12 protein-coding genes and 2 pseudogenes are annotated in these 10,096 nt (G+C 30.2%); 8 read left to right on the forward strand and 6 right to left on the reverse strand.

Annotated elements, in window-relative coordinates:
* Positions 1-558: pseudogene (locus B4E59_RS01170) on the reverse strand (hypothetical protein); the annotation flags it as partial.
* Positions 559-1,148: 590 nt separating this feature from the next.
* On the opposite strand from B4E59_RS01170, the gene B4E59_RS01175 reads away from it, so the two are divergent.
* The 3 genes from B4E59_RS01175 (at position 1,149) to B4E59_RS01185 (ending at position 3,748) form a co-directional block, all read left to right on the forward strand.
* A complete protein-coding gene (locus B4E59_RS01175; RefSeq protein WP_291046670.1) occupies positions 1,149-1,304 on the forward strand; it encodes a hypothetical protein in 156 nt (51 codons plus the stop codon).
* 63 nt (positions 1,305-1,367) lie between these two features.
* Entirely contained in the window at positions 1,368-3,068 is a 1,701-nt protein-coding gene (locus B4E59_RS01180) for an ATP-binding protein (protein ID WP_291050833.1), read from the forward strand.
* 14 nt (positions 3,069-3,082) lie between these two features.
* Positions 3,083-3,748 (forward strand): response regulator, encoded by a 666-nt coding sequence (locus tag B4E59_RS01185; protein ID WP_221856653.1) that lies wholly within the window; start codon positions 3,083-3,085, stop codon positions 3,746-3,748.
* On the opposite strand, the pseudogene B4E59_RS01190 reads toward B4E59_RS01185, so the two are convergent.
* The 5 genes and pseudogenes from B4E59_RS01190 to B4E59_RS01210 form a co-directional block, all read right to left on the reverse strand.
* Positions 3,745-4,278: pseudogene (locus tag B4E59_RS01190) on the reverse strand (LysR family transcriptional regulator); the annotation flags it as partial. The gene B4E59_RS01185 and the pseudogene B4E59_RS01190 sit on opposite strands and share 4 nt — an antisense overlap.
* Before the next feature lie 15 nt (positions 4,279-4,293).
* Positions 4,294-4,428 carry a hypothetical protein gene (locus B4E59_RS01195; RefSeq protein ID WP_257468223.1) on the reverse strand — a complete coding sequence of 45 codons (135 nt, stop codon included), beginning with the start codon at positions 4,426-4,428 and terminating at the stop codon, positions 4,294-4,296.
* A gap of 90 nt (positions 4,429-4,518) precedes the next feature.
* Entirely contained in the window at positions 4,519-5,175 is a 657-nt protein-coding gene (locus B4E59_RS01200; protein WP_219035054.1) for an SCO family protein, read from the reverse strand.
* Positions 5,168-5,464, reverse strand: a complete 297-nt coding sequence (locus B4E59_RS01205) for a YHS domain-containing protein (RefSeq protein ID WP_219035055.1) — start codon at positions 5,462-5,464, stop codon at positions 5,168-5,170. The genes B4E59_RS01200 and B4E59_RS01205 overlap by 8 nt, the downstream gene beginning before the upstream one ends.
* 68 nt (positions 5,465-5,532) lie before the next feature.
* The gene (locus B4E59_RS01210; RefSeq protein ID WP_291046657.1) at positions 5,533-5,898 is read right to left on the reverse strand and encodes a hypothetical protein; all 366 of its coding nucleotides are present in this window, start codon (positions 5,896-5,898) and stop codon (positions 5,533-5,535) included.
* A 194-nt stretch (positions 5,899-6,092) separates the two neighbouring features.
* Between B4E59_RS01210 and ppk2 (B4E59_RS01215) the strand changes: the two genes are divergently transcribed.
* From ppk2 (B4E59_RS01215) to B4E59_RS01235, 5 genes are all read left to right on the forward strand, one after another.
* Positions 6,093-6,899 carry a polyphosphate kinase 2 gene (gene ppk2, locus B4E59_RS01215; RefSeq protein ID WP_312150877.1) on the forward strand — a complete coding sequence of 269 codons (807 nt, stop codon included), beginning with the start codon at positions 6,093-6,095 and terminating at the stop codon, positions 6,897-6,899.
* A 17-nt stretch (positions 6,900-6,916) separates the two neighbouring features.
* Positions 6,917-7,735: a polyphosphate kinase 2 gene (ppk2, locus tag B4E59_RS01220; protein ID WP_125348818.1), complete on the forward strand. Its 819-nt coding sequence runs from the start codon at positions 6,917-6,919 to the stop codon at positions 7,733-7,735.
* 17 nt (positions 7,736-7,752) lie between these two features.
* On the forward strand, positions 7,753-8,556 hold the full coding sequence (ppk2, locus tag B4E59_RS01225) for a polyphosphate kinase 2 (RefSeq protein WP_291046653.1): 804 nt from the start codon (positions 7,753-7,755) through the stop codon (positions 8,554-8,556).
* Between the two features lie 115 nt (positions 8,557-8,671).
* The gene (gene rplS, locus B4E59_RS01230; RefSeq protein ID WP_019975296.1) at positions 8,672-9,022 is read left to right on the forward strand and encodes a 50S ribosomal protein L19; all 351 of its coding nucleotides are present in this window, start codon (positions 8,672-8,674) and stop codon (positions 9,020-9,022) included.
* Positions 9,023-9,298: 276 nt separating this feature from the next.
* Positions 9,299-10,096 (forward strand): TonB-dependent receptor plug domain-containing protein (locus B4E59_RS01235; RefSeq protein WP_219035057.1); only part of this gene is annotated, 798 nt, incomplete at its 3' end.

Below are 10,096 nucleotides of genomic sequence, written 5' to 3' on the forward strand. Positions count from 1 at the left end.
TTTTTTCAGGACGTTACAATTATTTAAGACATATTTAGTTAAAATATATTTTGTGACAGGTTTCAATGTTTTACCATTTTCGGAATGTAAACCATAATTGGTAAAAAATTCTACTTCACCATTTTTCTTTGTATACCAAACTTTATCAAGTGCATTTTTAAAATTTAAAGTATCAGGTTTTGTGATTTTCTTCAATTGAAAAACAGCTTCGTTATATGGAACAGCATTCATTTGTGGCGAAGTTTTTTCGCATTCTATTTCTTCATAATGATTTTCTTTCCAAACCATACAAGACGAATTTTGATTCATTGAATTAAGAAATAATCCTCCGCTAGCCAAAATCATAGCAATACCACTTCCAGCAATTACTTTATTTCGTTGAAGTTTTATTTTCTGAAAGAAATTATTCTTTTTTGATGGAAGATTAATTATTGATTCTTCTTCAGAAATATTATTATCTATTATTGGTTCTACGGATGCGATTTCTTCTACATTAACTTCTTTTTCTTCATTTTTTTGTCTGCTGATTTTTTTGATTAAAATCTCCAAAACTTTCATAACCGATATAATGAGCAAGAATGTTTAATAAATCAGGACTTATTTCCTTCTTTAAATTATTTTCTTTCACGAAATCATCAAAATATCTTGAAAAAAGATTTGCTTGTTATAGGATAATTATAATCATCTGAAATTACTTTTTCTAAATGCACAGACATTCCATTTTTACTTCAACTCCCAAATTCATTTTTTGCTTTCTCAAAAACTTTTTCGAATAGATATTTTTTCGTAGACATTTCATTTTTAATTCTTTTACAAAGTAGACAAATTTTGGACAAAATAAATTACGGTTTACCGTAAAACAAGCTGTCCAATAATTGTCCAAAACTTGTCTATTGTTTGTTTAACAGCGACTTTGTGTTCTGTATTTACTTTGCAATAGAAATCAAAACAAAAACAAAAAACTTGATTTCTGAAAACGTAGTCTCGAAAATAGTTGAGGTGATTTGAAGGGAAGCATTTTTCCTGAATTGTTCTCAAGACTACAAAAAACTTCCTACTAAAGAAGCGCTTCTTTTTTCTCGTGTACACTACTCGCAATCTGTTTTGTGAGGAAGAGCACCTATATCAAAAAATTAAAAATTTAAGCTATGTTAGAATTATTATTCGCTTTATTGGGATTCTTTTTACCAAATCAAAATGCAAACACAATTTCACAAGATCAACATCCAGTTGTACAAACTTCATCAGATAGTATAGACGGTGATACAAATGGAGAAAAAGGGGATGTTCCTGTGAAAAAATAAATCATCAACGGATAGAGTAATCTATCCGTTTTTTGTTTAGCTTTAGGTTGTAAATATGGAGATTTGAGAAAAATTTTATTTTTTTATTTTATACTTTTTATTATTTCATGTCAACAGTCTAAAAACAAAGAGATTGAGCAGGATAATTTAGATAATAAAGCTTATGATAAAGCATGGAAGTTTTATGAAAAACAAGAGAATGATAGTGCTTATGTTTATTTTAATAAAGCATATTCAGAATTTATAAAACTGAATAACAAACATCAAGCATCAAAATGTTTGATAAATATGGCTTTTATTTCTAAAGATCAAGGAGATTGGTTTGGAAGCCAAGAATTAATTATTTCTTCGGTAAAATTATTAAACCCTAAAATAAGTGAAGAAAAAGAAACACTTTCTAGTGCATATAATATTTTAGGGCAAACTTCTCATGATTTAGGAAATTTTAATGATGCTATAGATTATTATCAAAAAGCAATTGATTTTTCTAAAGAAAAAGATGTTTATATTATCAATCAAAATAACATTGCAAATAGTTATCGTTACGATAAGCAGTATGATGAAGCGATAAAGATTTACCAAGAATTACTAAAAGATAAGAATACAATTGAAAATCCAAAAGAATATGCGCGAATTACTGATAATTTAGCATATACCAAATGGTTAAAAGACAATAAGTCCAATGTTATAAATGAATTAAATAAAGCGTTAAATATTAGATTAAAGGAAAATGATTTGTGGGGACAAAATGCAAGTTATGCGCATTTAACAGATTATTTTTCAAATTTAGATTATAAAAAAGCCTTGGACTATGCTTATAAAAGAAAACAAATTGCTTTCGAAAATAAGAGTGCGGGCGATAAATTAGAAGTTTATCAACAACTTATTTTATTAGACAATCCTACAAATGCAAAACAATATTTTGAAGCTTATCAAAAGCTAAACGATAGTATTCAGTTAGAACGTAACAGAGCGAAAAATCAATTTGCGTTGGTGCGTTATGATTCGGAGAAAAATCGTGCAGATTTTTTGAATGCTGAAGCAGAGAATGAAAAGAAGAAAAATGATATTTTAAAACTTTACATTCTAATCGGTTTATTGATCGTTTTGTTTGTTTTTGGATATTTTTTGTACAGAAAAAGAAAGCAAAAATTAGAGCAAGAGAAAGTTTTGTTGCAACAAGAAAAGGTTTTGGAAGTCAAAAAAACAGAACTGAAATATTCTAAAAAAGTACACGATAAAGTGGCGAACGGAATTTATCATGTGATGTCTGATATTGAGAATAAATCAGAATTTAATCGTGATCAAATTTTAGATAAATTGGAGGTGGTTTATGAAATTTCGCGCGATATTTCCTATGATAGGATTGATGAAAATCAACAAGAAAATTTTGCAGAAAAATTAGCACAATTGATAAGTTCTTATGATTCGGAACAAGTCAAAATATATTTGATTGGAAATGAAAAAGAACTTTGGAGAAACGTAAAAGATTATGCTAAAACAGAGGTTTTCTTAGTGATGCAAGAATTGTTGACGAACATGAAAAAACATAGCGAAGCTTCACGAGTTATACTAAATTTTAAAGAAGAAAACCAACAAATTATTATCAATTATTCAGATAATGGAATTGGGATTTCGGACTTAAAACCTAAAAATGGTTTGCAAAATACGGTTTCACGTATTTCTAATCTAAACGGAGATGTTATTTTTGAAACTGAAAATGTGAATGGTCTAAAAATTAAGATCATATTTCCAATTCAATAACCTAAATAAAAAGTATGTTTAAAAAAGTATTAATTGCAGAAGATTTTGAGAGTTTTAATATTTCGATTCAGAAAGTTTTAAAAGATTTACATGTAGAAAATCCTGATTATGCTTTTTATTGTGATGATGCATTCTTGAAAGTGAAAAAAGCATTGCACGACAATCAACCTTATGATTTATTGATTTCTGATTTGTCTTTTGAAGAAGATCATCGCGAGCAAAACTTGAAAAGTGGACGAGATTTAATTGAAGCTGTAAAAGCAATTCAGCCAAATTTGAAAGTGATTGTTTTTTCGGTAGAAAAGAAAGCGGATATGGTGGATAATCTTTTCAAGGAATACCATATAGATGGGTTTGTGGCGAAAGGAAGAGAAGATTCGAAAGAGTTGAAAAAAGCGATACAAACTGTTTTTGCGGGCGGAATGCATTTGGAATTGGACATGAAACGTAGTATCAAACAAAAAAATACGTATGAAATAACTTCGTATGATGTTACGTTAGTTTCTTTGCTTTCGAATGGAATTTTACTAAAAGATATTTCAAATCACTTAAAACAAAATAATATCAAACCTGCAAGTCTAAGTAGTGTAGAAAAGAGATTGGGCTCATTAAAAGAGTCGCTACAAATTACAAGTAATCATCAATTGGTTGCGTTTTTCAAAGATTTGGGAAGTATTTAACCCAAATCTTTACACCATTTATCTACAAAAATCTGTTGCAATTGCTCAATTTCTTTTTCGTAAATCGTATTTTTTCGTGAACCAAAATAGAGTGTATTTTCCAACGGTTTTTCACCTTGCCAAACCAATTTTATTTTACCAGAATTTAGTGCTTCTTGACATAAAAAGTCGGGAACAATAGAAAAGCCATTTCCATCGCTCAAACAACGAATAATAGAACTGATATTTGGGACAATATAATTTGGTTTGAAATCTGGATGTTCTTTAAAATTTTCTTTCCAAAAATGTTGCTCCGCAGCAGCTAATTTTTGAATCGGTTCTAAAATAAAATTATACAAAATTTTTCCTTTTTCAGTCGGAACCATTTTTCGCGCCGATCGATCAAATAATTTGTAGCCCGTATAGGCTTCTAACGAATTGAGATGTAAGCTAAAACCAGGTTGTGAAATAAATAATTGTTGCGCAGCAGCAGATAAAGTCCCAGTTTCATAAATTGCTTTAAATGTTCTGAACCATTCAAGATTTGATTGCTTAACTTCTAAATTTTAATTTTCATCATAAGGTAAATCGTCAGGATCTACATCAATATAATCGGGGTTTGGTAAGGTCGAAAGTCGATACGCTTTTATTGTTTTCAAATCCAATAAATTTGCTTTTACAACACGATGCATTCCGTCCATCAATTTTCCATAAGGACAAACAATAATTTGCTGTGATTTAGAAAATTATAATTAAAACAAAACCCTCCATTTTTAGGAGGGTTTTAAATTTTATTCTGCAAGAAGTTTTTTTATATCTTCTTTTAAAAATTCTATTTCAGGATGATATTTTCCAGCTAGAGAAGGTTCTTTTCCTTCAGGATCTTTGTAATTCAGTCCCGAATAAAACAGTATTGGAACACCCATTTTATCATATCGACTTCTGATATTTCCTTGTTTATCAACCAATGCAAGTTTTCCGCTGTGATTTAGACCTTCGGCAGTTGTTTCGTCTTTTCCAACATAAATATTGAATTTATCCGAAAGTTGCTCAATTTCTTCTCGATCCGAAGTCAAATAATGCCAATTCGGTGATTTTACACCAATTTGTTTTGCATATTCTAACAATCGTGCAGGTGTATCTCGTTTTGGATCAATTGTAATCGAAATAAAACCAAGGTTTGCATCATTTATTTCATCTTCTATTGTGCGTAAATTGTTACTCATTACTGGGCAAATCGTTGGACAACTTGTAAAGAAAAATTCTACAACGTACACTTTTCCTAACATATCACGATTTGTAATCGTTTGATTATTTTGATTTGTCATCGAAAATTCCGGAACTTTCATTACCGTGTAAAGTTCATCTTTAGGCTTATTTTTTAGCCAAAAAACAGTTCCTATAACGCCTAAAATAATAACAATAACGGCTATTAATTGTTTATTCATGGATATGTTTTTCAGGATTTTTTAGAAACTCTTCTTTGCACATTGTCGAACAAAAACCATACGTTTTTCCTTGGTAATTAGCTGTGTCACTCAAATGATCTGCAGTTTTCATTCCGCAAATTGGATCAACTTCGTTCACAACCGCAACATCCAATTTAGTTACAGCTTTCATTTCTTCGTGAGAAACATGCTTTACTTCAAAATTCTCTTGTTTTGTTTGCTCTTTATTACAAGAAAATAATGCAAACCCTAAGACTATTAAAGAGAATGTGTTTTTTAAATTTTTCATTTTAGATTGTTTATTTGTTTTTAATTAATTGTTATCTGATTCTATAGTTTAGATCTATAAAAGAAAAATTAAACAATTGGAGGATGAAAAACTAAACGAATAATATAGTTAGAATTAATATCTTGATAATGATCAGTTGATAATTTATTTTTTTGCGTAAAATACTTTTTTGGAGAAATAATTTGTTTTTGAGGAACAATCGCATCTAAAATTTTGACCGAATTTTTGACAAAATGATTTTCTGGCTGATTCTTTTCACTTTTCGAAATTTCTTCTTTCAAATAGCAAAAACCATTACAAAGTAATTCAGGTTTTTCTCGATTTTCACAAAGTTCATTTGCGATTTCTTCATAATTTAAAACATAATCTATCATCGGCATTAAAGGACGAAATGCGATAGAAAATATGAGTGATATGAAAAATAGTATGCGCAAAAAACTAATTTATTGACAAATTTAACCAAATTGATTGAGGTTGAATATGATAAAATTTATGATTTTAAAAGAAAGATTTATCATAATCTTCACTTTTATGTTCTGTAAAATTTTTACCTTAAAAAAGATTTTACAATCTATAAATATTTATGAAAAAAAGTAAGATTTTAGATTTTACAACAACCGAAGAACTAATGCATTTTTTGGTCGAAAATCAAGAAGAAAATCCTCTCTATAAAAATGTGATAAAGAAGTTTGAATATGAAAATGAGTTACTAAAACTGCAATCAGAGTTAGTAAATCTTCAAAATTGGATTTCGACAGAAAAGAAAAAAGTTGCAATCATTTTCGAAGGACGAGATGCTTCAGGAAAAGGAGGTACAATTCGCCGTTTTCGCGAGCATCTTAATCCGCGTTCTATGCGTGTTGTTGCATTGAATAAACCTACAGAAGTCGAACAAAATCAGTGGTATTTTAATCGTTATATCAAAGAGTTACCAAATGCTGGTGAAATTGTTTTTTTTGACAGAAGTTGGTACAACAGAGCAGTTGTAGAGCCAGTTATGGGATTTTGTACCGAGCAACAATATGAGCAATTTATGGTGCAAGTTTCAGAATTTGAACATATGTTGTACGAATCAGGGACATATATTGTCAAATTGTGGTTTTCTGTGACTAAAGAGGAGCAGCAAACACGTTTTGATTCGAGGTTAAATAATCCGCTTAAAAAGTGGAAATATAGTCCAGTCGATGCAAAAGGACAAGAGCTTTGGGATGAATTTTCGCATTATATCAATCAAATGTTTACGCGCACGCACAACTCTTTTTCGCCTTGGATTATTGTCAACGCAAATGATAAAAATACGGCAAGATTAGAATCTATTCGTTATGTGCTTTCTTTGTTTAATTATAAAGGAAAAGAGGATGCCGAAGTAAATTTAATGGTAGATCCAAATGTGATTGAACGTTATTATCGAATGGTAAAAGAATTGAATCATTAATTTTAAATTGTAAGAAAATGGAGCTAAAACCGAAAGATTTAAAATTAATCGAAACCAAAAAAGGTCTTGTTGGACTTTTACAATCTGATCATGGAAAGTTGAATTTTGCGAAAGCCTTGCGTACTGTAAAATATGAAAATAGGATAGAGCAATTACAAGAAGAATTGATAAAATTACAAACTTGGGTAGCCGAAAATAAACGAAAAGTTGTGATTGTTTTTGAAGGTCGAGATGCAGCTGGGAAAGGAGGTGCAATTCGTCGAATTGTAGAACATCTAAATCCTCGTGAACATAGAATTATAGCACTGCCAAAGCCTAATGAAGTAGAACGAGGACAATGGTATTTTCAACGTTATGTTCGTCAGTTACCACGTGCAGGAGAAATTGTTTTTTTTGATAGAAGTTGGTACAATAGAGCTGTTGTAGAGCCTGTAAATGGGTTTTGTACACAAGAGGAATATGAAACTTTTATGAACGAGGTAAATGATGTCGAGAAAATGTGGATTAATTCGGGAATATATTTGATTAAAATTTATTTTTCGATTACAAAAGAACAACAAGCAAAACGTTTTGCAGATATTGTAAATTCACCAACCAAACGATGGAAGTATAGCTCTGTAGATCAAAAAGCGCAAGATTTGTTTGATGTTTATTCAGCTTATAAAGATGTAATGTTTACGAAAACAAATACAGATTTTGCTCCTTGGAAAATCATTGATGCCAACAAAAAGTACAAGGCTAGAGTAGAGGCGATGGAATATATTTTGTCTAAAATACCTTATGATGATAAAAATAAACGTATTTTGAAACATCAAAACTTAGAAGAAGAAAATTAATTATCAAACCTAAAACTATGGCTGAATTTGATTTAAATGATTTAGAAAAAATAAATAATAAGCAAGAAATCATTGATTTTTTGGTTAGACATGATATTATAAAAGAAAAGAAGTTCAAAGAACAACTCGCTTATGAGAAAGAATTAAAAGAACTTCAAGAAAAATTGTTAGAAATACAATCTAAAGTTATTCAAGAGAATAAACGTGTGTTAATTATTTTTGAAGGTCGTGATGCAGCTGGAAAAGGAGGAACAATTTCGAGAATAACAGAATTTCTAAACCCTAAAAAATATCGTGTTGAAGCATTACCAAAGCCGACTGAAATAGAACAAGGACAATGGTATTTTCAGCGATATTTTAAAGAATTACCAAATGCAGGTGAAATTGTATTCTTTGATCGTTCTTGGTATAATCGTGCTGTTGTAGAGCCTGTTTTCGGATTTTGTACGGAAGAACAACATACAAAGTTTATGAAACAAGTAGTAGAAGTAGAAAAGCTTTTGCAAGATGATGGAATTATTTTGGTTAAAATTTTCCTGTCGATTTCGAAAGAAGAACAAGCAGAACGATTACAAGATCGGAAAGATGACGAATTGAAACAATGGAAATTAGGGGCATTGGATCAAAAGGCACAAGAGTTATGGGATGTTTATACCAATTACATTGACAAAATGTTTCAGCAAACAGGAACAGAAAGTTCATCTTGGCTAGAAATTGTGACAGATGATAAAAAAACTGCTCGACTTTTAGCGATGAAATCAGTCGTAGCACAATTAACAAATCAATCTTTTGAAAATGATTTAATAAAAATTCATTCATAAAAGAAAGAGAATCATTTGTATAATCAAGATTTTTGATTAATTTTGCATCCACATTGTTCAACCTCTGACGAAAGACGTTTAAGTTGCTCAATTCAAATAAATTGAAATTATAATAATGGAAAATTTAGTAAAATACGTACAAGAGAAATACGTAGCTAAAAAAGAGTTCCCAGCTTTCGCAGCAGGTGATACTATTACAGTTTATCAAGAAATTACAGAGGGTGGAAAAACTCGTGTTCAGTTCTTTAAAGGGGTTGTTATCCAAAGAAGAGGACAAGGAACTACAGAAACTTTCACAATCCGTAAAATGTCTGGAGATGTTGGTGTAGAGCGTATCTTCCCAGTTAACATGCCAGCGTTACAAAAAATTGAAGTAAACAAAAAAGGTAAAGTTCGTAGAGCTCGTATCTTCTACTTCAGAGCATTACGTGGTAAAAAAGCTCGTATCAAAGACGCTGCTTACTAAAAACTGCTTTTTTAGGAAAAATATAAAATCCGTTCGATTATCGAACGGATTTTTTTTGGCTGATTTTGAAAGTTTAATATAAAATATTAAATTTTACCATTTCTTAACATTCTATTAAGAGTTGAAAAAATAGTTTAATATTTTATTGAAACAAGTAATCCCTAAAATTATTCTATATATTCTTTTATTACTTGGTTTATTTTTGTATTTGAATTGTAGAGTAATTCTTAAGTGTTTTTTTTAATACTTTTATTGTTAACAATTTTAACACAAGAGATGAGAAAAAAACAATTTAGAATTTTTAGTCTTCTTTTTGTTCTTGGATCGTTTGCTTATGCTCAAACTACAGGTCATGTAAAAGATTCTGATGGTTTTCCAGAAGCAGATGTAGAGGTAAAAATAAAAGGGACTGATAAGGCAGCTTACACAGATGAAAATGGAGATTTTAATATTGATGCCAAAATCGGTGATATTTTAATTATTAAAGGCAAGGAAATTACCGTTACTTCTGAGAATTTAGGAGATTTATCCACTCAATTAAATCCTAAAAGTGAGAATATAGATTTAGGAACTGCAGTTGTAACTGGATATTCTACACAACGTAAGGAAGAGGTAACCGCTGCAGTTTCTGTTGTAAATGCAAAAGACTTAATGGATGCTAAATCTCCGAACATTACCAATTTATTACAAGGTAAAGTTGCAGGTCTTAGAATTACAAGTAGCTCTGGACAACCAGGTTCAACGGCTTCATTACGTTTAAGAGGAAAAACAAGTATTTCTGCAGGAACAGATGCTTTATGGGTAGTTGATGGAGTGATTTATCATGGAACACCAAATATTAATCCAAATGATGTTGAAACAATTTCTGTATTAAAAGATGCTGCTGCAACTGCGCAATATGGTTCTCGTGGAGCGAATGGAGTAGTAGTTGTAACAACTAAAAGAGCCAGAGGAAATGGATTGGTTGTAAATGCAGATTATTCTACAAGTTATAATCGTTTCAATCCAGGGAAATTCGAAGTAATGAACGGAAATGAATTATATAATTTGTTTCTGTCGTACTTCATGACTTCG

The organism is Empedobacter sp. UBA2044 (genome assembly GCF_002333005.1).
Classification (GTDB): Bacteria; Bacteroidota; Bacteroidia; order Flavobacteriales; family Weeksellaceae; genus Empedobacter; species Empedobacter falsenii_B.

Bases quoted from the DNA above. Each gene is read 5' to 3' on its own strand.
- ppk2 (WP_125348818.1), top strand. From the start codon at position 6,917: ATGGAGCTAAAACCGAAAGATTTAAAATTAATCGAAACCAAAAAAGGT.
- ppk2 (WP_291046653.1), top strand. From the start codon at position 7,753: ATGGCTGAATTTGATTTAAATGATTTAGAAAAAATAAATAATAAGCAA.
- B4E59_RS01195 (WP_257468223.1), bottom strand. From the start codon at position 4,428: ATGGACGGAATGCATCGTGTTGTAAAAGCAAATTTATTGGATTTGAAA.
- ppk2 (WP_312150877.1), top strand. From the start codon at position 6,093: ATGCATTTTTTGGTCGAAAATCAAGAAGAAAATCCTCTCTATAAAAAT.
- rplS (WP_019975296.1), top strand. From the start codon at position 8,672: ATGGAAAATTTAGTAAAATACGTACAAGAGAAATACGTAGCTAAAAAA.
- B4E59_RS01205 (WP_219035055.1), bottom strand. From the start codon at position 5,464: ATGAAAAATTTAAAAAACACATTCTCTTTAATAGTCTTAGGGTTTGCA.
- B4E59_RS01175 (WP_291046670.1), top strand. From the start codon at position 1,149: ATGTTAGAATTATTATTCGCTTTATTGGGATTCTTTTTACCAAATCAA.
- B4E59_RS01200 (WP_219035054.1), bottom strand. From the start codon at position 5,175: ATGAATAAACAATTAATAGCCGTTATTGTTATTATTTTAGGCGTTATA.
- B4E59_RS01185 (WP_221856653.1), top strand. From the start codon at position 3,083: ATGTTTAAAAAAGTATTAATTGCAGAAGATTTTGAGAGTTTTAATATT.